Annotated in this window: 34 protein-coding genes and 1 pseudogene; 1 reads left to right on the top strand and 34 read right to left on the bottom strand. The window is 37.0% G+C overall.

From position 1 onward, the window contains the following. Positions 1 to 2: 2 nt before the first annotated feature. The 24 genes from EO127_RS05600 to EO127_RS05485 all read right to left on the bottom strand — a co-directional run bounded on the left by EO127_RS05600 (position 3) and on the right by EO127_RS05485 (position 14,076). A complete protein-coding gene (locus EO127_RS05600) occupies positions 3 to 368 on the bottom strand; it encodes a hypothetical protein (RefSeq protein WP_127448431.1) in 366 nt (121 codons plus the stop codon). A gap of 20 nt (positions 369 to 388) precedes the next feature. Continuing rightward, positions 389 to 733 (bottom strand): hypothetical protein, encoded by a 345-nt coding sequence (locus tag EO127_RS05595; protein ID WP_127448429.1) that lies wholly within the window; start codon positions 731 to 733, stop codon positions 389 to 391. Positions 734 to 745: 12 nt separating this feature from the next. Continuing rightward, the gene (locus EO127_RS05590) at positions 746 to 1,150 is read right to left on the bottom strand and encodes a hypothetical protein (RefSeq protein WP_127448426.1); all 405 of its coding nucleotides are present in this window, start codon (positions 1,148 to 1,150) and stop codon (positions 746 to 748) included. 8 nt (positions 1,151 to 1,158) lie between these two features. Beyond that, complete coding sequence (locus tag EO127_RS05585; RefSeq protein WP_127448424.1) at positions 1,159 to 1,404, bottom strand: hypothetical protein; 246 nt, start codon at positions 1,402 to 1,404, stop codon at positions 1,159 to 1,161. Between the two features lie 9 nt (positions 1,405 to 1,413). After that, entirely contained in the window at positions 1,414 to 1,839 is a 426-nt protein-coding gene (locus EO127_RS05580) for a hypothetical protein (protein ID WP_127448422.1), read from the bottom strand. Between the two features lie 9 nt (positions 1,840 to 1,848). Then, positions 1,849 to 2,235 carry a hypothetical protein gene (locus EO127_RS05575; RefSeq protein ID WP_127448420.1) on the bottom strand — a complete coding sequence of 129 codons (387 nt, stop codon included), beginning with the start codon at positions 2,233 to 2,235 and terminating at the stop codon, positions 1,849 to 1,851. Further along, a complete protein-coding gene (locus tag EO127_RS05570; RefSeq protein ID WP_164742300.1) occupies positions 2,232 to 3,104 on the bottom strand; it encodes a DNA cytosine methyltransferase in 873 nt (290 codons plus the stop codon). Before EO127_RS05570 ends, EO127_RS05575 begins: the two co-directional genes overlap by 4 nt. Further along, positions 3,025 to 3,429 carry a DNA cytosine methyltransferase gene (locus EO127_RS08880; RefSeq protein ID WP_127448415.1) on the bottom strand — a complete coding sequence of 135 codons (405 nt, stop codon included), beginning with the start codon at positions 3,427 to 3,429 and terminating at the stop codon, positions 3,025 to 3,027. The genes EO127_RS05570 and EO127_RS08880 overlap by 80 nt, the downstream gene beginning before the upstream one ends. A gap of 19 nt (positions 3,430 to 3,448) precedes the next feature. Beyond that, positions 3,449 to 3,664, bottom strand: coding sequence for a hypothetical protein (locus tag EO127_RS05560; RefSeq protein ID WP_127448413.1), 216 nt, complete (start codon positions 3,662 to 3,664; stop codon positions 3,449 to 3,451). Between the two features lie 200 nt (positions 3,665 to 3,864). Then, positions 3,865 to 4,086 (bottom strand): hypothetical protein, encoded by a 222-nt coding sequence (locus EO127_RS05555; protein WP_127448411.1) that lies wholly within the window; start codon positions 4,084 to 4,086, stop codon positions 3,865 to 3,867. A 10-nt stretch (positions 4,087 to 4,096) separates the two neighbouring features. Next, on the bottom strand, positions 4,097 to 4,288 hold the full coding sequence (locus tag EO127_RS05550; RefSeq protein ID WP_127448408.1) for a hypothetical protein: 192 nt from the start codon (positions 4,286 to 4,288) through the stop codon (positions 4,097 to 4,099). 12 nt (positions 4,289 to 4,300) lie between these two features. After that, on the bottom strand, positions 4,301 to 4,498 hold the full coding sequence (locus EO127_RS05545) for a hypothetical protein (protein ID WP_127448406.1): 198 nt from the start codon (positions 4,496 to 4,498) through the stop codon (positions 4,301 to 4,303). A 17-nt stretch (positions 4,499 to 4,515) separates the two neighbouring features. Further along, positions 4,516 to 4,932 (bottom strand): RusA family crossover junction endodeoxyribonuclease, encoded by a 417-nt coding sequence (locus EO127_RS05540; protein ID WP_127448403.1) that lies wholly within the window; start codon positions 4,930 to 4,932, stop codon positions 4,516 to 4,518. 170 nt (positions 4,933 to 5,102) lie between these two features. Beyond that, positions 5,103 to 5,744: an AAA family ATPase gene (locus EO127_RS05535; protein WP_127448401.1), complete on the bottom strand. Its 642-nt coding sequence runs from the start codon at positions 5,742 to 5,744 to the stop codon at positions 5,103 to 5,105. Next, a complete protein-coding gene (locus EO127_RS05530) occupies positions 5,745 to 6,596 on the bottom strand; it encodes a hypothetical protein (RefSeq protein WP_164742299.1) in 852 nt (283 codons plus the stop codon). 73 nt (positions 6,597 to 6,669) lie between these two features. Beyond that, the gene (locus tag EO127_RS05525) at positions 6,670 to 8,145 is read right to left on the bottom strand and encodes a DUF2828 family protein (protein WP_127448396.1); all 1,476 of its coding nucleotides are present in this window, start codon (positions 8,143 to 8,145) and stop codon (positions 6,670 to 6,672) included. Between the two features lie 613 nt (positions 8,146 to 8,758). Further along, complete coding sequence (locus EO127_RS05520) at positions 8,759 to 9,898, bottom strand: DnaB-like helicase C-terminal domain-containing protein (RefSeq protein ID WP_127448393.1); 1,140 nt, start codon at positions 9,896 to 9,898, stop codon at positions 8,759 to 8,761. Beyond that, complete coding sequence (locus EO127_RS05515) at positions 9,885 to 10,436, bottom strand: hypothetical protein (protein ID WP_127448390.1); 552 nt, start codon at positions 10,434 to 10,436, stop codon at positions 9,885 to 9,887. Before EO127_RS05515 ends, EO127_RS05520 begins: the two co-directional genes overlap by 14 nt. Positions 10,437 to 10,438: 2 nt before the next feature. Continuing rightward, the gene (locus EO127_RS05510; protein ID WP_164742298.1) at positions 10,439 to 10,741 is read right to left on the bottom strand and encodes a hypothetical protein; all 303 of its coding nucleotides are present in this window, start codon (positions 10,739 to 10,741) and stop codon (positions 10,439 to 10,441) included. A gap of 17 nt (positions 10,742 to 10,758) precedes the next feature. Next, complete coding sequence (locus EO127_RS05505) at positions 10,759 to 11,658, bottom strand: CHC2 zinc finger domain-containing protein (RefSeq protein WP_127448385.1); 900 nt, start codon at positions 11,656 to 11,658, stop codon at positions 10,759 to 10,761. Further along, entirely contained in the window at positions 11,624 to 12,184 is a 561-nt protein-coding gene (locus tag EO127_RS05500) for a hypothetical protein (RefSeq protein WP_127448383.1), read from the bottom strand. Before EO127_RS05500 ends, EO127_RS05505 begins: the two co-directional genes overlap by 35 nt. 61 nt (positions 12,185 to 12,245) lie before the next feature. Continuing rightward, positions 12,246 to 12,584, bottom strand: a complete 339-nt coding sequence (locus tag EO127_RS05495; protein ID WP_127448381.1) for a hypothetical protein — start codon at positions 12,582 to 12,584, stop codon at positions 12,246 to 12,248. Between the two features lie 659 nt (positions 12,585 to 13,243). Next, positions 13,244 to 13,876: a hypothetical protein gene (locus EO127_RS05490; protein ID WP_127448379.1), complete on the bottom strand. Its 633-nt coding sequence runs from the start codon at positions 13,874 to 13,876 to the stop codon at positions 13,244 to 13,246. 11 nt (positions 13,877 to 13,887) lie between these two features. Continuing rightward, positions 13,888 to 14,076 (bottom strand): hypothetical protein, encoded by a 189-nt coding sequence (locus EO127_RS05485; protein ID WP_127448377.1) that lies wholly within the window; start codon positions 14,074 to 14,076, stop codon positions 13,888 to 13,890. 189 nt (positions 14,077 to 14,265) lie between these two features. Here EO127_RS05485 and dnaE point away from each other — a divergent pair, with 189 nt between their 5' ends. Then, on the top strand, positions 14,266 to 17,391 hold the full coding sequence (gene dnaE, locus EO127_RS05480; protein WP_127448375.1) for a DNA polymerase III subunit alpha: 3,126 nt from the start codon (positions 14,266 to 14,268) through the stop codon (positions 17,389 to 17,391). Between the two features lie 91 nt (positions 17,392 to 17,482). On the opposite strand, the gene EO127_RS05475 is transcribed toward dnaE, so the two are convergent. The 10 genes and pseudogenes from EO127_RS05475 to trpS all read right to left on the bottom strand — a co-directional run bounded on the left by EO127_RS05475 (position 17,483) and on the right by trpS (position 25,086). Continuing rightward, a complete protein-coding gene (locus EO127_RS05475) occupies positions 17,483 to 17,929 on the bottom strand; it encodes a helix-turn-helix transcriptional regulator (protein WP_127448372.1) in 447 nt (148 codons plus the stop codon). Between the two features lie 175 nt (positions 17,930 to 18,104). Beyond that, positions 18,105 to 18,725, bottom strand: coding sequence for an XTP/dITP diphosphatase (locus EO127_RS08840; protein WP_240646024.1), 621 nt, complete (start codon positions 18,723 to 18,725; stop codon positions 18,105 to 18,107). Next, a pseudogene (gene rph, locus EO127_RS08835) lies at positions 18,717 to 19,442 on the bottom strand (ribonuclease PH); the annotation flags it as partial. The pseudogene rph and the gene EO127_RS08840, both read right to left, overlap by 9 nt. Before the next feature lie 680 nt (positions 19,443 to 20,122). After that, a complete protein-coding gene (locus EO127_RS05465) occupies positions 20,123 to 20,890 on the bottom strand; it encodes an amino acid ABC transporter ATP-binding protein (RefSeq protein WP_127448369.1) in 768 nt (255 codons plus the stop codon). 9 nt (positions 20,891 to 20,899) lie between these two features. After that, on the bottom strand, positions 20,900 to 21,559 hold the full coding sequence (locus EO127_RS05460) for an amino acid ABC transporter permease (protein ID WP_206168579.1): 660 nt from the start codon (positions 21,557 to 21,559) through the stop codon (positions 20,900 to 20,902). A gap of 2 nt (positions 21,560 to 21,561) precedes the next feature. Further along, positions 21,562 to 22,383: an amino acid ABC transporter substrate-binding protein gene (locus tag EO127_RS05455; RefSeq protein ID WP_127448366.1), complete on the bottom strand. Its 822-nt coding sequence runs from the start codon at positions 22,381 to 22,383 to the stop codon at positions 21,562 to 21,564. Between the two features lie 215 nt (positions 22,384 to 22,598). Further along, a complete protein-coding gene (locus EO127_RS05450) occupies positions 22,599 to 22,934 on the bottom strand; it encodes a hypothetical protein (protein ID WP_127448364.1) in 336 nt (111 codons plus the stop codon). 102 nt (positions 22,935 to 23,036) lie between these two features. Further along, positions 23,037 to 23,330 (bottom strand): hypothetical protein, encoded by a 294-nt coding sequence (locus EO127_RS05445; protein ID WP_127448362.1) that lies wholly within the window; start codon positions 23,328 to 23,330, stop codon positions 23,037 to 23,039. A 91-nt stretch (positions 23,331 to 23,421) separates the two neighbouring features. Further along, positions 23,422 to 23,922, bottom strand: a complete 501-nt coding sequence (locus EO127_RS05440) for a hypothetical protein (RefSeq protein WP_127448359.1) — start codon at positions 23,920 to 23,922, stop codon at positions 23,422 to 23,424. 177 nt (positions 23,923 to 24,099) lie between these two features. Then, complete coding sequence (gene trpS, locus EO127_RS05435) at positions 24,100 to 25,086, bottom strand: tryptophan--tRNA ligase (protein WP_127163344.1); 987 nt, start codon at positions 25,084 to 25,086, stop codon at positions 24,100 to 24,102.

The following is a 25,086-nucleotide window of genomic DNA, read 5'->3' as shown; positions in this document are numbered from 1 at the left end:
CTTTAGATTTTAAAACTATCGACTTTTCTTTGTGTTTTCCAATCTTCAACTTTATTCATACGCTCTTTTACTTTGTCAGCATATTGTTGCATTTTATCTTTGGATAGACTTAACAATTCTTTTACAAGTTCACATCTTCTTTTGTTATAACTTGACATGTGTTTAAAGAAAAATAAACGTGTTTCATTCTCAAATAATCCAACTCGAAATACAGAGATATATCCAAGACTAATATTAATACGATATTTTTGACCACTGAATTTTACAGTATTGTTGAAATATTCAAGATTTGGATTAATTCTTAGATTTTTAACCCTATATGTTACAACGCCTTCTTCTTCTAAATCAAAACTAATCAGTTCATCCATTGGTTTCACTCCCATTTATATTAAACTGAAATGTTAATCTTGTTCTTTTGCTCCCATTTCTTTTTTCGCTCTACATACTCTTGCATTTCGGATTTAAACAGTTTAAGAACATTTTGAATATCATCGATGACGTTTTCACAAACTGGATTATCCTGTTTTATGCAGCATAAAGTACAAAACGTGTTTCCGCCGTTTTTATTCGCATAAATATCGAACGACCTTTTAAAAATAACAAATTCATATGTAACACCATCAATTTTCTTTTCGCACCTAAACTCAAAAAGGCGCTTGTTTATTTGTAGATTGTCAACAATATAACACTCTTTAAATGTTGGCACTAAGTCAAAACTGATTAATTCCTCCATTGGTTTACTCCTTTAAAATGAATACTCGATAGGCTTTTCCCGTTTCCATTCTTCATAAGTCTTTTTCAAGCAATCTTCTTTCCTTTGTTTTTCTAAACAAACTTCTTTAAGCTGTGGTTTAACTTTATTTATGGCTTCGATATACAAATCAATATATCGTTTTTCTATCGTATAGCCATCGCCTATTAATGACCTTGATGTTATTGTTTCTCCGCAGTATCCCTCTATACAGTGATTAAATGCATTGATAAATTCTTCATTAAAGAAAATAACAAATCCTAGTCTATCGTCACCTCTCATGTCGAACATAGTCCCGACGACATTCTTGTCAAAATACTCAACTTTTACTTTATACTTGTTGATACTTTTATAGCCGTTTACGATAGGTGTAAACGTGAGTTTAAATAAATCGTTCATGATAACTCCTATATGTTTTCGTAACGTTCATAACATTCGCTAAATAGACCATCCAAACTATCCCCTAGAAGTAATTCTTTGTAAGTACTTGCTAATAACAACAATTTGCCTACACTCTCCACCTTATCCCCAAAGGATAAATAGCTACATCCGTCTAGCTCCTCTTCCACTTGATTTAGTAAGTCTTTATATTTTTCTCGCAAGAATCCTACTTGTTTCTTGCTGAGTGATTGTCTAAATTCTACATTCGTCATACTTAACTCCTATAGTGTAAACTCAAAAGGTTCTTTTTCTAGCCACAAAGCCTTGCGTTTCTCTTTTGCAAGTTCTTTGTCTCGCATTGTGTTTCTGTACTTTTCCATCTCTGGCTTTAACATTTTGAGTGCGTTAAGGACTTCCTCTAAGTCATCTGCGTCAAGATAACTGAAACGGTTGTATGGTATATCAACTAATCTAGTTTCACCATCTATATCCACATCGTAAGGATAATCGTAGAATGACTTTAATTCTATACCCAAACTTCCGATTTTAATCGTATATTCTTGATTTTTATCTTTTTCATTTACAACGGAAATCACAGCACCAAGCAAATAGTAATCCACTTTATCTACTTGAATCCGATAGCATTCATAAGGTGAACAATAACAATCCCAGTCTGCTATAAACTTTAGTTTTAACAAATCACTCATACTTAACTCCTATAGTGTTAATTCAAAAGATTTTTGCTCTTGCCATTCTTTTTCTACCTGTTTCTTTTCAACAATTTCATCATAACGCCTTTTCATAGCTGGCTTTAAAATCTCAAGTGCATTTTTCGTTTTTTCTAAATTTTTGTTTTTCACAAAACAACCGCTTTTATTTGAATAGATTACGATTTCGTCCACTTGTGGATTACAGATTTTTAATTTTATAAAACTATTGCCCAAATCTATCGAATACAACCTATACCCATCACTTTCTTTAAAAACTTCAATTCTTTCACCTGCTAGATTCTTATCCACGTAAACAACATCAACCTTCCACCCTTCTTCGCTTTCTTCTCTAATATAATACGGTTCAAACTTTAGTTTTAATAACTCGCTCATTTATCCATTCCTTCCCAATACTTAACGATAGATTCTCCGATTTCTTTAACTAAAGGTACAGTCACACTGTTTCCCGCCTGTCTGTATCTTTGAGTATCACTAATCTCGGCTGGTATTCTATCGAACTGTTCATCTGTGAAGCCTTGCAATCTAAAGCATTCACGTGGTGTTAGCTTTCTAACTGTTATTACACGGTTATTCTTTAGCTTACATACGTTCGGATACATAGTTTCGTCTATTTCGATAGGCTGAAAAACTTTAGGCGGTTCTTTATAGTCTGTCGCCGTGAGTGCTCCGATATGTCCAATAGGATTATATACTCTACTTCTTTGGTGAGTTATATCCCCTCGATTAATAACGTCAATACCATATAGTCCAGTTTTACCGCCAACGCCACCACCAGCACAATTAACTGTAGGGGTTATGCCGTCTACTTCATACACACGATACCCCTGTGGTATTTTCTCGCGGTGCTTGTTCTTTGGAATATCTTGACCGTATAATCCAGTGTTTACTCCAAGTCCACCATGCGCTGAGCTTAACGTGCAACTTACACCATCAGTTTCAAACACACGATAACCTTGAAAACAATCGTTATTATCTAAGCCATCAAGCTTTTTAATACCTTTTCCGCCGTCTCTTGCTTTAGGTAGTATTTCATTCCGGGGTTTTCCTCCATGATGTCCAATAAGGTACACTCGCTCACGGTTTTGTGGTACTCCGTAGTTTTTTGAATTATACACTCTCCATTCAAGATAGTACCCTCTTTCTGCCACTTGATAGAGGATTTCAAGGAAGTCTTGCCCCCCTACTGGATAAAGCTCCTTTAACATTTTCAAAGAGTAACCATTCGGGTTTACCTTTTCCACTTTCTTCTCGTTCGTCAATAAGTCGCATGACTTCATAAAACAGACCACTCCTTTCGCCATCTAAACCTTTGATTTTACCTGCAACTGATAAATCTTGACACGGCGAACCGAATGACCATAAATCTGCATGTGGCAACTCATCGCCTTTAACTTTTGTGATATCTTCTGCTGTCCATAAATCGTGTGCATTGTGAATCGCAAGATAAGACTTCCTTGCGTACTTATCAATCTCAATCCATCCAACGCACTGCATACCAGCTTGTTCCAGTCCACTGTGAAATCCACCGATTCCAGCGAACATGTCAATAAACTTTAGCTTTTCCACTATCGTTACTCCTTTCAAATTAAACAAACTCTTTAATTACTGAATAATATTCACCTGTTACGCCATATCCAACTGTAAACCCATTGATATCTCTGTGAAATACCAAGTCTTTAAACTTTATAGGGTCTTTGCAATATTCTGCTACACAATCGAATGCCTTACACTCTTTTTTATACTTACCAATTAATTTATGTTCACCATCTTTTGTAAAATAAACAAACCAATATAATTCCATAGTATTACCTCTTGTAAATATAATAAAAAGTATAGTGACTGCCGTAGTCTATCATCGTGTATTCATCGTGATAAATTCCACGGTAATAATACGGCTCACATCCTTTTGACTTTAAAAACTCAACGATACAATCAAAGGCTTCATCCTCTGTATTAAATGTATTGATATATTCCTTATTGATACTGTCGCCGTAGTATAAATCATACGTATTCGCCATTGATTAATATCTCCTCGATTACATAATCTGTATCAAACGTATCTATTGCCATTACAGCACGGCGCATATTCTCTTCAATTTCATTAGTAATGCTATCTTTCACAAATCCAAGCTGGTCTGGTAAGATTCTAAAGTTATTTGCGTCAAAGTATGTATCTAGGTTAAGTGTAACCGTAGCCTGTATATGCATTTGTTCTTTATCCATAGCTTTCTCCTTAATAGATATTTTCGTCTACTATTTCATAGTCATACAAAATGTCGATAGAATCATTTTTAGATGAACTCTTGCCTAGAAATGCGTGCAGTATTTCTCTAAGCATTTCTTCATCGCATGGTTCTTGACCATAGTCTTTTACTTTGATTGTGATATTAAACCTACCACTTGCTTCAATATATCTTTCCGTCATAAATGTTCCCCATTAAAAAATATCCAACACTTCAATATCATATACTTTAGTAATATCCTTATCTCTTGTGATATACTTTACAAGATTTTTGATATGCTCTTCTTTTTCCTCGTATGTTGTTTCGTAATCTTCGCCACTCATGAAAATTTCCATATTGATTTTCACTTCTACATCTTTAAAAAATCCATTTTCAAAATTGTATCTATGCATAATTACCTCCTCGTTTTCTATAGTGATATATCATAACAAGCGAACTCAATCCTAGGATTGTCACTGTACCGTTTTTTCACCGATAGATTTACTATGAGTGAATCATCAGTCCATATGTGTTGATTTAATGCGTCCAGTACACCTTTCACATAGTTATCAACATCAGGCTTTTTAGTCGGTACGATTGCCCCCTCTAGCATTAACTGCTTGTTCTTTTTCGATGTTGATTTAGGAATAGGCAGATACACATCAAGATTAAATTTAAAAGGTACATCAATGAGATGTTCTTTCTTTGGTACAGTATCTTGAATGAGTTTCTTGTATGCTTTAGACTTTGGCGGGTCATATACCCTTGTATATCCACCAAACGTACTAAACCGTGGTCTACCCTGTGCTACTGGTATTCCCTCAACTATGCCACTAAATAGAATCATGCTGTATAGTCTCCATATACTCTAATAGTAGACTTTTCTCACCGTCTAATCGTTTGATTAGTTTCTGTAGTATGTCTAACTGTTCTTCTTTAGTTTCTAATTCGCAAGCCTTATAACACAGCTGTTTATCATGCTCTAGCATATCTGCTATTGACTTTAGCAAGTATGCGTCATTCTTCTTGATTTTGCTCAATGTCAACCATTACCTCCCACACTTCTTGCTGTAATTCTTCAATCGTTAATCCTGTTGTATCAATAATGTAGTCGCATTTATCTTTTAGACTTTCCAATTCAATCTCTGAGATGTCTTTCATGTATTCAAGCGTTACATCCCCGTCACGTTCTTTCAACCGTTTAATGCGCTCTGTATCATCACATTCGATGTAGATTGAATAATCTTCCTTGAATGCTTTAAACTCGTTTTTAAACCTACAGTCTGTAATTACATAGTCTAATTTATTCCACCTGTATTTTTGCTGTTTCATCTTGTTTCTAACAGCTTTTACCCAAAACAAAGGGTCAACCTCACGCATTAACTGTCCCAGCTGTTGATAATACCACCGTGCATACTGCTTGCCTTGCTTAGTAGGTTTTACTCGATGAATTTCTTTCAATAGGTTATATACACGGCTTTGGTCAGTGAATCGTTCTTCTTCAAATTGACTACAGATTATATGCAAGCCGTGGCTAGCAGTGGTATTTTCTGTTTCTGTGATAACCTCTTTGAGTAAATCTGCGAATGCAAATTGCTGAACATCCATAATGTTAGCAACCGTAGATTTACCGCTACCCATTTTACCTATGAGTATCATTTACTTTCCCCCATTCATATAAGGACAATGCACGGCTACATTACAGTAATCTTTACAACGTCTACCGTTCCATGTTTCTTTAGGTGTACACATCTTAGGTAATTCTCCTGTATCAATCGCATGTAATAACACTCGCTTTTTATACTGTGCATAATTCCAAAGTCTTTCATCATTCATCTTTGGTAATTTGATTAGATAGCACGGCTTTTTAAGCGGTGTTTCTTTTAGCTTAGATTCGGGTTCTTTGATAATGCACTGTAGATACATATCGTTGATTTCTATACCATTCTTAGCAAGCAAGATACGATATAAATTTTGTTGTTTACAGTAGTCACCATAGTCATGCAGTCCATTAGGCTCTTTAGTCCAATGAAGTCCAAATCGCTGTTCACCCTTATTCTTACCTCTAGTAATTTCCTTGTATCCTCTGTACATGCTGTACCCCAGCATACTGGCTACTTTGTAAACACTAGTGATTTTATAGTCATATAGAGTTTTACCTTTTAAGTCGATACAGTCCATTTGACCTGTAATTCCGTCACTCTCAAGCCTAAACTCGCCAGCATATCCAATTGGTAAACAGTCCTCTAAGATAGCGTGGCACGCTGTTCCGATAGCGCTAGGTAGTATTGACTGTGGCTTGATTAATTCGCCATGTGTAGCCTTTAGATACATCTGCAGTGTAGGTGACAATAGTTCAGTCACACTGAAATGCCGTCTGTTTAAATCTCTAGTTCGACTTGCGTATACTAACAACGGTAATGCAAGACAACGTTCTTTTCTCCTACACTGTTTAATACAGTCACTGCATGATATGACCTTTTTGTCTGGACACATAAAGTAGTTTTCCATAATTTCCTCTCCTTTTGGTTATAAAAATATCCATGAGTAAATACTGTTGTCACTCATGGATATTTCTTGTTGTTTATTTCTTTTTAAACACTTCTAGTAATTCATTCCCTGCTTTACTGTTTTGTACAGTCGCAAGTGCTGTTTCTAGTGGTGTTTCGTTGATGTGATACAACGCTTGAATTGCATTTGTGGATGAACCACTAAGCATTACCACTCCTTGCTCATCGTGACGAACTGGTGAGTTCTTATATCCGTATGCATTGATATTCCAGTATACAATTCTAGGTAATTTGTACCCATAGCTATCTGCAATCTTTTTAAAGGCTTCGTGATAAGAACAACCATGTACTTTATCCACTCCTTCATTGAATTGCATGTCGCTCAAGAATAACAATGTTGGAATATCTTCATTTGTTAATCCATTATCTCTAGCTGTTCCAAACACCAAATGCAATACAGACTCAATGTTTGTATCTTCTACAATACAATTTTCATTAAGATGATTGAATTTTTTACACACTGTATCGAATTTAGATAAGTCAAAATATCTAGCCTTACTGCTAAATGTCACGATTTTATCCCGATACGGCTGTGGCAATTTTTCTGAAAAATATACAGCTAAAGACGCGCCAATTTGTTCTGGAACACCCCACATGCTAGCACTTGTATCTAACACTGGTAAGAATTTAACATCAGTCAATTCTTGCTGTTTCAAAGACTTCCATGCAGCTTCAACTAAATCATTTGCTTCACGTGTTTGTTTCCACATCTTGTAAATGTCTTTAGGCTCTGACACTTGCATGTTCATCTTTTTGTCGCCACTGTTGACTGCCTTGATGTACTCGCTATATCTCTCACCATCGTTTCGTGCGAACGCCATTCTATACTTCAACATCGCAAGTGATGGAATGCTAGAGTAGTCAAAACTGTAGTCCTTGTTCGTTAAGAACGTTTCGACTAGTTTAATCTTCTTGCGAATACAGCTAAGTGTTTTGCGGTAGTCCTTTTCAGTCATATCTAAATACTTACATAAGACTTTAGCTTTATTTCTAGTTTCTTTACTACTTGCATTAATTGACGGTAGCCACTTCGCAAGTAGTGTAGGTGCTTTGGCTTTCATATCTTTAGCTAAAGCCTTTTTGATTACCTCTGTGAAAGTCTTTAGTTCTTCACCTTTGTAAGCACTATAGACAATCTCATAGTAATCATCTGCTCGACCGTACTCCATGCACCAATCGAACAGCTTCTTAGGTTTTACTTTTAAGCCACCAGCAATTAAGTACTGCATTGCCAATCTAAAGCCTTTACGTTCGCCTAATCCGTTGCGTACATCTCGCATATATCCAATCAAGCGAATCGTATTTTCTTTATCACACACTTTAGAGTTTTCTACTAAAGTGTAAATAGCTTGTTTTTCTTTTGTTCTTGCGTTACCAGCTTCATAAAAGAAATCTAAGAACGCATTATTTGTACTATCATATGCATTAGCACCGTTCGCTGTTTCTGCATTAGGTGCTTTTTCTAATGCTTTAAATAATTTGTCGCTCATCCTACTCTCCTCTTTGGTTCTTTGGTTAATAAATTATCAGTTTATCCCATATCAGTTGCTGTATGAGAAGTTGTTGAGTTTTCCACACACCTCTTTAAGGTTATTTTAATTAAACGTTCAATCCTAATATTTGATGTAAGAGGTGTTCTAATTTGTAGTTTACATCTACTTATAATTTATAAACATAAATAATAAGAAAGTTGAGAGGTCAAGGAGTTGCACCTCGACATATCATCATCTCGTCAAACAATTAAACATACACACTGCATCATTATATAGATTATGGTTTATGGAAATCTTTATTCTTGAATGTTTTTTGCTGTTCGCAGTGTTTGATTACTAGACTCTAATATTATCTCTATAGCCTTGATTTGAAATATTGCTGGTTGAGTCTATCATTTGTTTAATTGCTTGATAAAATGACGATACTGAACTGTCACCTCTCATGTAGTGACGGCTTGCACCGTCACATTGAAAGGAATTAGCGGAAACGTCAAGTATCCAGTAGGTGGTTTTCCCTACACCTATATAATATCACTTTTTATGTACTATGTCAACTTTTTAGAATATAATTTTTCTAAAAAAATATTAATCTTTAATTTTTATAGAAAGATTAATTGTTTCTAACAACCTCTGTCAGTGAAGCCGTCTCTGGATTATATTTAAGACGAAAAAAGATAGACCCTTTCAACGTACGTCTACTCTTTGCAATTTTAATCGATGTGATAAATCGCAAGGCTTCACGTTCTATTGAGTCAAGCGAAGTGTCAGTATAATACGGTCGCCAAACCAGTAACACTTGGTCTGCTATAGCTTTTAAGTTATTAGACCCTTTGATATTTGTAATCATAGGTTCAAACACTTTTTTCTTTGTACCATATGATTTTTGAGACTCTTCATTGAATTGTGCCAGCATGAGTAGTCTACAGTTGAATCGCTTGACAAAATCTTTTAGTGAATTGGCTTCACTGTTTTGTATCGCAAGGTCATCTACACCCGGTATTAGGTGAAAGTGGTCATATACGATAAAGTCGCTACTAAAGCCATCTGCCTGTAACAATCGTACGATTTCAGTCATATCTGCTACAGACTTGTTCGGTTCATCAACAATTCGCAGCCTATCTTTTAATTTTTCTTGCACTTGTTCATAGATGTGAAATCCGTTGTCTGTTTTCATGTAGGCTTGTAGTGTATCATCGTTCATGTGTAGTATCTCTTTGATAACCTCTGCTAAGAACTGACCCCTAGGCATTTCCATGGAGAATACTACTACATTATCGTTATAGTGAAGTATTCTATGTGCTACAATTTTTGAAGCAACAAACGATTTACCATGATTAGAGTAAGCCCCTAGGACTACTACCTCTTTTCGCTTTACACCTCCAATAGATTCATCAATGGATGGAAATCCTAAGCCTTCGCCCTCTTCGCCAACAAATTCTCTGAAATCTAAGAACGAATCTTCAAAGTTGTGCACTTTTGTAAGTAGTTCCTCGCTATCTGTTACCGATACTGATAAATACTCTTTAACCTCACTTAACGGCTTATCCCACCGCTTAGATAATATCTTTGCTACATCTGACTTAATCATCCCGTCACGAATAGTCTTGCAAAAGTCACTAGCGAATCTGTATTCATTTGTAGAGTCGCCAATCTTCTCAAGCCCAATATTAAGGCAAGCTATATCAAGCGGTTCTGTTTCTAGGTCTCCAATGCATACACCAGCTATGTGTAAGTCGTTATAGTCTTTCATTGAGTTCACCTATCGAATATAACATGATGTCAATTTGTTTACCTCTTGCTGTCATAAACTCTTCTGGTAAGCACTCACGTATGTCGTTGTTATCAGTGTATATCTTTCCCCTTGTTTTAACGAATACGTCAACCGTATCAGTTACAATTTCAGAATCAACGACTTTATATCGCTCGCTTGTTAATAGTGATAGATTTTCTCCATTCCAATCATCAATATAATCTAGCAAGCTAGGCTCTCTTGTTTCTTCTAGAACACGCAATAGTACGTCAAGATATGCTCCCCATTCGTTATTAGGCTTTAGATAGTACATCTTAAGAATCTTTTCAAAGAACGCTTTATAGAAGTCTGATAATTTATTGTATTCATCTTCACTGATAACAATTGTGTCGTTTACTATTTTGACGCCGTATTTACTGATACCAGTAAATCTACAAAAGTCATTAAGTACAACGTTTGTCATGATAGTTTCAAATCTAAAGCTTTTGATATATTGCTTGCCAAAATCTGACCGTCCATCTATCTTGTAAAATTTCATATCTATTCCTCGTTTTTAATTCTAAATGCACTACTTTTGGCGTATAACGCATACGGCAGCCACTCGATGTAATCTGTTAAGATTGTCTGTAGTCGCCTTAATCCAACTGTTTCCATGTATACATCGTTACAGTAAACTTCTACATTGATTTTATGCTTGGATAATCCAACCACATCTCTATCAATCGTTGCAATTTTAAACTGTAGCTTATCATTGCGTTTTAAGTCAAAACTATTAAACACTGTATATTTTGTTGTTTTCTTTAGCACTCGAATAGGCATACTATAAAATGGAAAATCTAGCATTAATTCCTCTCTTTCTATCACGTTGGATAAATTGGTACACGTACATTTAACTCTGGAGTGTACTTCATGATTGATTCTCTTGTTTTAATCAACGCATTTCTACCTGCGTCATCCTCTAGTGGATTGTCAACGGCTAATATAAATGTTACGTCACCTTTATATAATCGCTGTATCTCCATAAGTATCTTTAGCTGTTGTTGCGTTGGTCTACCTCCGAGATAGCCTACACATGCAAGTCCTTGTTCATGTGCTGATAACACATCAATGTATCCCTCAACCACGTGTAGCTTTTTCGTATGCTTAATCATCTTGACTGCTCGATGGTAATTAAACAACAAGCTACCTTTGTGGAATATTTCATTTTCCTTTGTATTCTTATACTTAGGCTTACCACTGTCTAATCTACGTTTAGAAAATCCAACGATTCGTCCATAGTGGTCTTGAATTGGAATGATAATCCCAGCTACATCAACTCCTAGATAGCCACCGCTGTCATACCCTAGCTGAAATTCGTTGATTGTGTCTAGTGATAATCCACGTTTGTTGACTAGGTAATCTGTCACGGTATTTACCTTTTTATGGAATGAGTTCGCTGTAATAGCATTCTCTCGATATAAATCTTTCTCGCGTTGATACTTTTCATCGTCTGTAGATACCTCATACTTATCTGCCAATGCTTCTACCGCTTGATAAAAGCTAAGAGATTCCATTTCACAATAAAACTTAATGGCGTCACCTGTAGCTCCACATGAATGGCAATAATACCGATTGTCTAAGATACAAAATGATGTATTGTTGTGACCACCATGAATAGGGCAACAACCACGATACACACCATTGATTAATTGTAACGGCGTATACTCTTGTACTAGGTCAACTAAGTCAATCTTGTATAACAATGTCTGAATTGTGTCCATGCGTTTCTCCTTTCTCTTGTTCCTTTCGTTGCTGTCTTTTTAAGGCTCTAATTCGCCTTTTTTCCTCTACTCGGATTTTTTCTTTCGCTTCCCAACGCTTATTGCGTCCACGTCTTAACTGAACTTTTCTCTTTTCTGTTTTGTAGTTCTGTTTGTATGTTTGAAAATAGTTATCGTCGCATTCCATCCATATATCTTTTTCGCTTCTATACTCTTTTCGTTGAATGTCATAAGCTGTCACTTCTCCACCGTCAAGCAATAGGTACGTTGTTTGTCTACCACGTTCAGTGCGGTATATTTCCGCTGTATCTAAGTTTACGTATCTGGCTTCGCCAATTTTAAAATAGAACATGATGTTATTGTCAATCTTTTTGTAAGATTCTTTTAACGTCATTTGCCTTGTGTTTCTGTACTTGAAAGGTCTGTTGATTATCTCCTCTTCAACGTTTACTACTTTTCTTTTTGGAAAGTAAATACCATAAATTTGCCTATCTCTGTCATAACTTAAATGTGCTAAGTATTTCATTACAGATATTTTGTAGAATTGTCTAGTAGGTCTCGGTCCATACTTTCTACTATGCACTCTACTAACCATTTAACCATTCCTCTACAGATTTTCGTTCATATTGTTTAGCTGTTTGCGCTGAATTTGCATTTATATGAACCTTACTGCTTAAATTCATTGCTTTATCAAATAGCGATGATAAGGTACATATTTCCTTATCTTCAATGTTTGTCAAATATCTAAATAGTAATGCTAAATTTCCCTCTTCATTGTGATTCAACCAATTTTGAATTTTAAAGAAATCTGCATTAGGCTTCCCATTTACGATAAAGCCTTTAACGGTACACTTATTCAAGTACAACTTCGCAACGTGCCACGACTTCTTTTTATGTGGCAATTTACTAAATTCTTCAATGTTCATTCCCATACTTCCCTTTCTGATATTCCAATATTCTAAAAAGTACCAAATTTATATTCCGAAAACATTGTAAAACATTTCACTTTGACTTGTCAAGCAATTTTAATTGCGTCCAAAGGTTCGTCAAAACTAAATCACTGATTGGTGCGTAGCGCCATTGCGTAGCAATCAAAGTCACAATGATGAAAGACTTTAAGTCAAAAAACACTGGGTTTCCTATTTAAAGAACGTAGTTCTTTAAATCAATCTATAGATTAATCAACTAATAAGATGAGAATCTATAAGATGAATAACATAAAGATAAGAAACCTATAGATACAAATCTAAAGATTACAATCTATAGATAATCATCCTAAAGATAATCTATAAGATAAGTTCTATAGATTCAATCCTAAAGGTTATCTATAGACTAATCTATAGTATAGTAATCTATAGATTAATATTATATCATATCGTGTCAAGTAATTTAACGTATTGTATAAATATATGTGTGCAAAATCAGTATATATCAATCATAAAGGTATTGTCACTCGTTTCAAATACTGATATTCCCTACAGTTTTTATGCATTAGAAAAAAGCAAGAGTATATTCCCCTTGCTTAATTCTTTGGTTTGGTTTTGTAATGTGTGTGTACGTATATAATTTATCTGCAACGATTATCTTAGAATGGAATTACATCCTGTTCCTCTTCTTGTGCTGATACATATTGCGGATTTTCAAAGTTAGTAATCGCATGTGTTCCCTCTATTGTTCCCCAGCTGTTACCACCTTGTGCTTGTGCCAACTCCGCAATTTGGATACCCGATAGATATAAGCTGATACCGTAACCCATCGCTCCAGCATATGGATTAATCGTTGTAACCAATCGAATCGTTGAACCGCTCCAAATAGTAGTCTTAGGGTCTAAGATATTTTGTAAACCGTCACGAAGCATGACTACACGCTCTTTTTGAGATTGCGTTTTTGCGTCATAGAATGTTGGCTTAGTCTTAGCTTTCAACATCCATTTACCTTCTTTGTTTTTGAATAACGGCATTTTCGGTGTAGATACATCTTTACCGTTGTTGCTCAATACCTCATACTCACGTGATTCAGTCCATGCTTTGGTAAACTTAGCTTTTACTTCTTTAGCTTGTTCTTCCGTGATTTCAATTGTCGCGGAATATCCGTTTGGAGTTTTGCGTCCAGTGAATTGGTCTGTCAGAATATCTTCACGTCCATTAATGTAGATGTACTTAGCTGTTCCCAACGGTGTGATGTATTGCTCACGTTTAGTCTTTTGATTGTTATTCATTTGTGTTTCTCCTATTGTTCGTATTCTTCTAGTGTATCTAATGATTTTCTAACTGCCTTCGTTATTGTTTCTATGACAATATCATGCAATGCCACTTCATCAATTTGTGGATAGCGCTCTTTTATATCGTCTATAAAGTTGCCATCTTGTAATACTTCTTCTACAATTTGATAAGTGAAGAACTCTTTTAACATTTCCATATTTTACTCTCCTTTCTTTTCTTAAAAACAACTATTTGATGTAACCATCATAAACTATGCTCAACATTATATCAACTATTTTAAAGCTATTTTTATCTTTAATTTTTACTTTTATGAATAACATTCTATCTAAATCCTTTCTATTATTCCCAAAAAGTGATATAATATAGATACAGAAAGGAGTTTAAAATGGATAATTTTATACACACTCATCTACATACTGAGTTTTCCAACTATGGAATGAATGACGCAATCAGTAGCATAGATGATGTAATCAATAGAGTACACTCTCTAGGGCAAAAGGGTTTTGCTATTACAGACCATAACGGGTGCTCTGGTCTCATAGAGGGTTATGTCAAAGTACAAAAATTTAACAAGAAATACAATACTGATTTAAAGCTATTAATGGGGTCAGAATTGTATTATACGTACGATGTATCAATTAAGGATAAGTCGTACTTTCATATTCTGTTCATCGCTAAGGATAATGACGGCTTAGAAAATCTATATAAACTAACATCCGAAGCACATGAACATTACTACTACAAAAGCCGTTGTGACTTAGACATGATTCGCAAGTATTCTAAAGGACTTATCTGTACATCTGCATGCATGGGTGGATGGCTGAGGTCTCCCGATAAAGAGAATCTACTGTTAGAGTTCAAAGAGATATTCGGAGATGATTTATACATAGAGATTCACACCTACCAGCATGAAGAACAATATGCATTCAACAAAGAGATTATTGAACTTGCGAACAAACATAATGTTAAGCTAGTCGCATGTTGTGACGCGCATTACACAACGCAAGATAAATATCAACTGCATAAGTACTTTAGAGGTATCAAAGAGTCAGACGAAGATAATTACTATCAGTCTAATGACTTTTATATTCAATCAGAAGATGAAGTAAGACATCGTTTATCTTATCTTGATAGTACTGTTGTTGATAATGCAATCGCCAATACAATGGAGATATTCGATAAATGTAATACCTCGATTGAGTTCAATCAACATCTATACCCTAAGTTTACCGATGGACAAAATACTAAAGAGGTATTCCTAAGTGAGTTACGCAAGGGCTACAAAGACAAAGGAATACATCTCTTGCCTAAAGAACAAAAGGAAATAGTAGACAAACGACTACTACATGAGATTGATGTCCTTGAGAAAGTAGACTACATGGACTATCTGCTGATTACTAAAGATATACTCGATAATTGTCGCAAAAGAGGTATTCCAGTAGGTCACGGCAGGGGGTCTGTAGGTGGATGTCAATGTGCATATCTCCTTGGAATAACAACGTTGGATGCAATCACAAACGGATTACACTTTGAACGATTTGCTAACCCTAAACGTATCTCTCCAGCTGATGTAGATAACGATGTAAGCCAACGCATGCGTGGTGACGTTATAGACTATATCAAAGAGAAATACGGCTATGTATATCAATGTCGCACGTTCAATTATCTCAAGTCTAGGGGTGCGTTGCACCGTGCTGGTAAGGCTTTAGGATTTGAAGATTCAATCGTCAAGAAATGGTCTAAGAAGTTAGACAAATTCAAGGTAGATGATGAAGATGAAGATTATACAAATAAAGAACTAGAGTTGATGATGTTAGATTCACTACATGGTGATATTCCCGATAACGTAATTGACCTTGCAAAACAGTTTGTTGGAATTATGTCTGGGTTCGGTAAGCATGCTTCATGTGTTATCATCTCCAATCAAGATATACGCAAGTTTTGTTCGCTTGAAAGACAAAAAGATTCAAAGACGAACAAGGATGTGCTCATTGCAAGCACTAACTTTAAGTACTTAGAACAAATAGGACTTTTAAAAGAGGATATACTTGGACTTAAAACTCTTGACGTTGTTGACGATGTTTTAAAGTCTATAGATAATCCACTAGATGTTACCACTCTACCATGGAGCGACAAAAAGACAATCAACCTGTTGCAACAAGGAGATACTCTAGGTGTATTCCAACTGAATAAAGACGGTATGATTCGTACATTGAAACGTGTTAGACCGACTAGCCTCGTTGACTTAATTACAATCGTTGCGCTCTACCGCCCTGCTTGTATCATTACTGGTATCCTTGACGAATACATCGAACGTAGGAATGGTAAACAATTTGAGTACCTAGACCCACGATTGAAAGACGTATTAAGCCGTACGTATGGTCTTATGGTCTATCAAGAGGATGTGATGTCTGTAGTACGTGTCATTGGCGGTTATGACATGGCAGAAGCTGATACAGTTCGCCGTGCTGTAGGTAAAAAAGATATGGAACTGATGGAATCTATCACTAAAGATTTTGTAAGCCGTGCTGTAGAGAATGGTACAGATGAATCTGTAGCTAAACAAATCTTAGATGATATTGTCGCCAGTGCTACCTACTCATTTAACCTTGCACATAGTCAATCGTACGCATACCTTAGCTATATTACAGCTTACCTAAAGGCTCATCATCCCCTTGAGTTTTATGTCGCCAGCATTAACTCCGAACATGGCACGCAAGAAAAAATCATACCGTTTATCCAAGAGATACAAAACAAAGGTGTAGAGATTCTACCGCCCGACCTTAGATACTCTAGCGAAGAATGGACTGTTGAAAACGGTAAGATTCGCATGGGGCTTAACTACGTCAAGGGTATAGGCTCGATTAATAAACCGCTAGAATATACGGTAGATTGTATCTATCGTACATACAATAGACGTATCCTACAGTCTTTAGTAAAGTCTGGTGCTTTAGATTTTCTTAATAATAGGGAACATCTGTTCTATATTATAGATAGTTACAAAGAAAACGTCAACAACGAAGTTAAGTGTCATGAAAGAATTAATCACTTTACGAATATTGTTGCCGACTTAAAAACTATTGAACCAGTGAACGATAAAGAGAAACAGTCGATTGCTAAAAAGATTGTATCTGCTGAAAAGAAAATCAATGAGTGGACTCTAAAGCTGCACAATGAAATGGAATCTGCAGATAAAAAAGAACCGTTTAATAAACGTGACTTTGAACTAGAAGTACTTGGAATCACGTTGGATAATCCGCTGTCCATTTACGATACGTCATTAGTCAACGGTAAAAATGTTCTAGCTGTTATTGTCCACAAGTTCGATATTCGCAAGGATAGAAACGGTAATGATATGGCTTTCGTTGTTGCTCATAATGGTGCTAAATACGTTATGTTTTCGTCATCGTTTACACCGCTAGAAGTCAACAAAGGATACTATATAGCCGTCAACGATAGCAACATCATACAGAAAACTAAACCATTAGAATTAAAAACAGTAGGCAATTAAACCTACTGTTTTTTCTTGCATATAAATGACAAAAAAAGGCTACCTACTGTTATTATAACAATAGATAGCCTTATGGTATATTAACCATAGATTACTCACCTCTAATTAATTCGCTCAAATCTTTTTGGAATTGATTTACCAACGCTTGTACTTTTTTGTTTTTTAAAGTTTCTTCTAACTCTGCAGAAGTTGCGTCTCTAAAGCTAGAGGTTGTAAGATAGTTGCTAAAAACTTCAATCTCATCATCTTCGATTTGGAGTAATTTGAATGGATTTAAGTACCCCTCTTCTACTCCTAGTAGTTCCTCAAGTGCTGTAAATTCTTCATCAGATAAAATAATGTTTCTTGTTAAATATTTTGATAAATCCGATTGGCTAATTTTAGCTTGATATGAAATATCCTCATATCTTAAGTTTCTTTTTTCTTTTGCACGAATAAATCTATCACGCGCAATAATTCCAAATTTAGAATTTAAAACTGCGTCTTTCAAAGAACCTTTTGTCCATCTTACTCTTGTTCCATGTTTACTGACTTCCATATTTTCACCTCTTTTCAGAATAATATATTACATATTTTAGCATAGCATTTTTAAAAAGTCAATTGACTATAGTAAAGAGTGTGTATCATTATACATATCAATATAACAACCGTGTGTATATCATTTATACACAGAATTACCTTAAATCATTGATATATAGGCACTTTCTACTTAATTACTTAATTATAGTGTGTCGCAATTGCTCCACTAATGCCCGTAGCGCCTTACCTCGATGACTAATCGCCTGCTTTTGTTCCATAGAAATATTGGCCATCGTCGTTTTTAATTTTGGAATGTAAAAGTATGGATCATAACCGAATCCACCTTTTCCCATCGGCGTTAACTGGATAAGCCCTTCGCAAGTGCCCGTAGCACGAATGCACTGTCCATCCGGCGTAGCCCATACAAGAGCACATTGATAACGTGCCGTTCTATCCGCTGGGGTTACATCAGCTAATTCTGCCACTAAGCGACGATTATTATCCTCATCACTGCGGTGCAGTCCTGCATAACGTGCGGAATACACACCCGGCGCTCCACCTAAAGCATCTACTTCCAGTCCAGAATCATCAGCCACGCATGGGAGACCACAAGCCTCTGCGTAGTATAAAGCTTTCAATTCTGCATTTTCCATAAAGGTAGTGCCAATTTCTTCTGGCTCATCAATATCCACCACATCATCTATTGTGCGCACTTCAAAACCTAATTCTTCAAAAGCTGCGGTAAACTCACGAATTTTCCCTTTATTCCGTGTGGCTAGTACCACTGCTTTCGGTGCATTTTCATGACCCACCATGTGACCAATTTCGCCTAATGCTTCACGTTGTGCTTGCATCAATTGTTTTGTACCAGCTTCACCTAAATCTAATAAGCTATTCAATTCTTCTCTCGTGAAAGTCCCATGTTCACCTGTACCTTGCACTTCTACTAATTGGCCTTTACCGGTACAGACCACATTCATATCTACAACGGCTGCACTATCTTCTTCATAGCACAAGTCTAGCATAGGACCATCTTCACCGATGCCCATGGAAATAGCTGCTAAATAGTCTGTTACAGGGAATTTACCATATCCATCATAGATAGAGTAGATGGCATCTACTAAGGCTACAAAAGCACCTGTAATAGAAGCTGTACGAGTACCACCATCAGCTTGTAATACATCACAGTCAACCGTAATAGATACTTCTCCTAGAGCCTCTAAGTCTACAACAGCTCGCAAAGCACGGCCAATCAAGCGTTGGATTTCCACCGTGCGTCCTGTCTGTTTACCTTTAGCTGCTTCTCTAGGTACACGCGTATGTGTGGCTCGTGGTAACAAAGAGTATTCCGCTGTCACCCAACCCGTACCAGTGCCTTTCAAAAAGCGGGGAACACGATCCTCAACGCTAGCCGTACAAAGTACTTTTGTATTGCCACATTCAATTAATACAGATCCCTCTGCGTAGGCTGTGTAATGCCTAGTGATTTTCACAGGGCGTATTTCTTTTAAACCACGACCATCAATTCGCATCGTCATTCCTCATTTCCCTCTAACATCGGATTATACATACCTCTTATTATACACAATCTTAGTACTGATTGGCAATTTGTGTATGCCTCTGACTGAGGGTATTTTATCCTCGGTAAGTAGGCTATGTTCTCCTTTACTTGTCAGTCAGAATGCGGCATGCTTCCTCACAAACGGCACTGCGTAATGTTTGCTGCGGAGCATACCGCATTCTTCTCAACCTTTATCTTATATAGCAAAACTAGCCTACTTACTTGTATCCCCTGACCTTATATCTCCATCAGTCAAAGGCACACATCTACTTCCAGTCCGTTTATATGATTGTGTATCATCATCGTTATGTGAGGGGGATCCTCAAGAGGGAAGCCCCTTTTATTATTCCTCTGCCGACAAATTATAAAACCAAGCTATATGATGGATGTCCATTCTGTTGATAGTTCCTTTATCTCCCACTGAGTATATGTATGATTCTAGCTAGAACTATACAAAATGACATTGCGCATTTAGTTGCTTGTATTCTATGAGAAAGTAAGTGTAGGGCAAGGGTATTGGTGCACAAAATGCGACATACCTAGTACAAACTATATAATACGGTTTGTGCCTCGTTATGTCGCATTTACTTTGCATGATTTGATACCAAACCTCGTAGCATGGAGTTTAGGTGCGTTTATAATGTTTGAACCTTACACTCTCAGCATAGAGTTTAGGAACGCTTGTGTTCTTGGGTTTTGTGGATTCCCGAAGACCTCTTCTGGGGTTCCTTCTTCTTGTATTTTGCCGTCTGCCATGAAGATGACTCTATCTGCTACTTCACGGGCGAATGCCATTTCGTGGGTGACGATGATCATAGTCATGTCTTCTTCCGCTAGTTCTTTGATGGTCCGTAATACTTCGCTAGTAAACTCCGGATCTAAAGCGGATGTTGGTTCGTCGAAGAGCATGATTTCTGGTTTCATCGCTAGTGCTCTAGCAATAGCCACCCGTTGCTTTTGTCCCCCTGACAAGGTGCTAGGGTATACATCTCGTTTATCCCAAAGGCCTACTTTTTCTAGCAAGGACTGAGCAATAGGCAAGATATCCGCGTCTTTCATGCCTTTTACCATGCGAGGTGCGACCATAATATTTTCTAACACCGTCATATGCGGGAATAGGTTAAAAGATTGGAATACCATCCCCATTTTCAGCAAGATGCGTTGCTGTTCTTCTTTCCCTACGTACACTGCCTCACCTACATTCGCCGGAGTGTCCACCAAGGTTGCCCCATCGACGATGATCGTCCCTTTTTGTATACTTCCTAATTGTCCCAAGCAACGAAGAAAGGTGGATTTACCCGATCCAGAGGGACCGATGATGGACACCACTTCGCCCCGTTCCATGGATAGTGACACATCTTGCAAGACCGCCACTGAGCCATAGTTCTTTTCAATATGTAACATGTCTATGAAAGCCATGGTTTCCTCCTAATCTTCGTACATCGCCATACGACGTTCTAAATATTGGTATAACTTCGTCAATACAAATGTCATAGCTAAATAGAATACGCCAGCTACGATAAAAGCGGTAATATCAAAGTCTCGTTGCACGATGCTACGAGTAATTCGTAAGATATCATTCATAGCTAATACGTACACCAAAGATGTATCTTTCAGTAATGTAATCGTTTCATTTGCCAATGGTGGCAACACACGTTTGATCACCTGTGGCAAAATGATTTTGTACATAGTCTGCACATAGGTAAAGCCTAATACCTTAGCCCCTTCATATTGTCCCTTCGGGATAGATTGAATACCACTGCGGAAAATTTCACATAAGTAGGCAATGTAATTCAACACGAAGGATAACACCGCCGCCGTCATATCCGTCAGTTCAAAGCCGTCAATCATGAATGGCAAACCATAATAGATGAGCAAAATTTGTAACATCAACGGCGTACCACGCATAACGTACACATAAGCATCTACGATGGTTGTCACCACGCGGTTCGTACTCAAACGGAGCAGCGCCAAGAGCAATCCCCCTGGCACTGACAAGATGATGACGATAAAGAACAAGGACAAGGTCACTTGGAATCCGCCGGCAATAGCCGGTGCTATCTGTAACATATACTCCAGTAAGTCCATATTTATTTATACTCCTCTTTCGTCAAGATAGATGTGCTGCCAAACCATTTTTGCGCCAATTTGTCAGCCGTACCATCATTCATCACTTCTTGTAAAGCAGCGTCAATTTTAGCTTTCAACGCTTCATCTTCCTTGCGCATACCTACACCTACTTTTTCACTGGCAAAGGAGCCTGTGGCTACGGTAAATACATTATTACCTTTTTTACCGATTAAATAACGGCCTACCATTTCATCCACCACGACCGCATCGATGCGTCCTAATTCTAGATCCATGAAAGCATTTACATAATCGCCATATTCTTTGACTTCTTTAAAATTTTTAGATTGTGGATCATTTTTCACCGCTTCTAGCCCAGTAGAACCGGATTGCACGCCTACGCGTTTACCATCGAGTTGGGCTTTATCTGTAATACCAGAATCAGATTTGACTGCAATGATTTGGTCCCCACGAAGATATGGTTTAGAAAACAAGATATTGCGCTCCCGTTCCTTCGTAATGGTTAAACCATTCCACAACACATCAATGCGTTTAGATTTTAGTTCTGCTTCTTTACTATCCCAGTCGATGGATTTAAATTCTACTTCAGAACCAATACGCTTTGCTACTTCTTTTGCCAAATCAATATCAAAACCTACTAAGTCACCTTTTTCATCTTTGAATCCCATAGGTGGGAAGTTATCATCTAAGCCGATGACAATTTTTTTCGGCACCTCTGTGTTCGCCTGCTTCGTAGACGTCCCACAACCTGCCACTAATCCAACAATCACCAATGCACTAGCCGCTACCAATACTGTTTTAGAACATTTTTGTAACCAATTCATAGTACTTTCTCCTCTCTACAGATATTCAATCTCTATTTCATGATTACATTATACTTTAGTTAATTAAAGTTGTAAAGAGATAAAATACTAAATTTTATTATTTATTCTGAAAGTAATTTATACTGACATTCTCCAACAACTAACTATCAAAACAAAAAGCGATATAGTAAGTTATGTACTCACTATATCGCTGATTTGCTCTTTACCTATATGTTTTATATCAAGCCCTGTGCTTTGCCTATTTCATTTATTTCTTTTAGCGTTAAGTTAGTAATCTTGGCAATCATCTGCATGGATATATTCTCTCGAAGCATTTGAACGACAACTTCAGTTTTCGCTTTAGCCTTACCTAGATTTTCACCTTCTACTAACCCCTCTGCCCTTCCTTCAGCTACGCCTTCTTTCCAATATGTATAATGATCCATTGATAGCATTGAATATTCCTCCCTCCAAGTCTCACAATGTTTTGCTTCATCTACGGCGCTTTCAATTTCTCGTAGTAACTCATCCGATGCAGCATGACCATCCACATAATCTAAGAACCGTTGCAACGGCTTCGAAATATCATTATAAAGAAACTATGTCAGAACAAAAAGTTAGAATCTATAGATTACACCTTAAGCTGATCTTTAAATTATATCTATTATGATAGCCTAGTAGAGATACTCAAAGATAACATAGCATAGTCCAGAGCAGAAGAATACCCAAAACCAAATCATTTCATTGCCTGTACCATCATCCCAAGTGGCTTCATCACTAATAGCCAATAGGATAGCAAAAAATGAGTATACAAAAGACAAAATAGGCGCAATGATAAGTCCTTTTTCAACAATCATATAGATTCCAGACAATGCAACAAATACAGCATGTGGAATCACCATGATTCTAAAGCTAAAGGAATACATCAAGACTGCATAAACCGCATGAATTAGCAATACACCAAACATATAGATTTCCCCCTTGTGCGAAAATAAACCCTGCCGTATAACGAACAGATATTACTCCTTGATAAGAGGGTAACATGTTTTCTAGTCCTATTCAAGTATTTTTATATCGATTCAATGCCTCTAAGACTTTCATTTTATCTTGATGGCTCAAAAACTGTAAGCTAATAGGCACGATATATATACCGCCCGTTTCTGTCTGAACATACAAAGTTTTCCAGTCCTCTCCAAAACCCATGATACCTTGATAATGAACAAAGGTTAAATATAGATCTGGTGCGAAGAATCGTTCTATCCGTTCTTTTACTAATATAGGTGTTCGTTTTAAAATAATTCCTTCTGTAGCGATATAAATCTCCACATCGTCTTGCTGGTACATGCGCAATAATGCGTAGGCAGATACCACCATAAGAAGAAGCATCCACATATTGAAGCTATGACCCAGTTCTCGATATAGAAGTACTCCACGATACAGCCCCCAAGCAGCGATAGCTGCATACACTAGTTGAAATCCCCATATCATAACAGAGGAATTATGTAATTCTTCTTGAATCGCTCCACAAGGAAACAGTTCTTCTATTTCTTCACGTTTCATAGTTCCTCTCCTAAACAGTACTCCAACCTCTATGGTGTTCCTACTCAACACCTCTGTAGATACCATATATTCCTTTACTACATACCTATCCTGCTAGATATCCTCACCGCGTCATAGTATACATGATTAAAAAGATGTAATGAAATGCTATATACGCATCTCATTACATCTTCATCATTACTTACGTCGTAGACCCATAGCTTCTTCTACACGAGCTAATGTTACATTCGCCACAGAGGCCGCTTTTTCCGCGCCTTCTGTCAAAATCGTATCTAGTTCTGGGCTGTTAATTAATTCTGCATACCGTTCATGGATTGGTGTCAATGCTCCTACTAATAGGTCTGCAATGTCACCTTTGAAAGTTCCATAATTTTTGCCAGCATACATATTTTCAATAGCCTCAAAGGAATCTCCTGTTAAGGCATTATAAATACCCATCAAGTTAGAAATACCTGGCTGTTTTTCTTTGTCGTAGCGCACGACCCCTTCAGAATCAGTGGCCGCCTTTTTAATCTTCTTCACCACTACATCTGGTGTATCCAACAAACGGATGGTCGCCCAGTTATTATCATCGGACTTACTCATTTTCTTTGTCGGATCTTGCAAGGACATCACACGAGCACCACCGACTGTCGTTTTAATTTCTGGCATAGCAAAGACTTCGCCATATTTGAAATTGAAACGTTGCGCCAAGTCACGAGTTAACTCGATATGTTGACGTTGGTCATCCCCTACGGGCACATAGTTTGTTTGGTATAACAAAATATCCGCTGCCATCAATGGTGGATACGTCAACAAACCAGCTGGGATAGTTTCCCCTTGTTTCGCCGATTTATCTTTGTACTGCGTCATGCGCTCTAACTCACCAATAGAGCTTAACGTTGTTAAAATCCAACCTAACTGAGCATGAGCAGGTACTTCAGATTGCACAAATAAAGTTACTTTATTAGGGTCCAAGCCTACTGCCAAATATAAGGCAGCCAAGCTTCGAGTATTGTGGATTAAGTCCTTTGGATCTTGTGGTACTGTAATCGCATGTTGATTCACGATACAGTAAAAGCATTCATGGTCGTCTTGGAATGTCAAGAAATTGCGAAGAGCCCCAAGGTAATTTCCAATGGTCAACTCACCGCTTGGTTGAATTCCGGAAAAAATAACGGACAT

The sequence above is a fragment of the Veillonella sp. 3310 genome (assembly GCF_003999875.1).
In the GTDB taxonomy this organism is placed as follows: Bacteria; Bacillota; Negativicutes; order Veillonellales; family Veillonellaceae; genus F0422.
The sequence above is the reverse complement of the archived record's forward strand: the minus strand, read 5'-3'. Positions and strand labels throughout refer to the sequence as shown.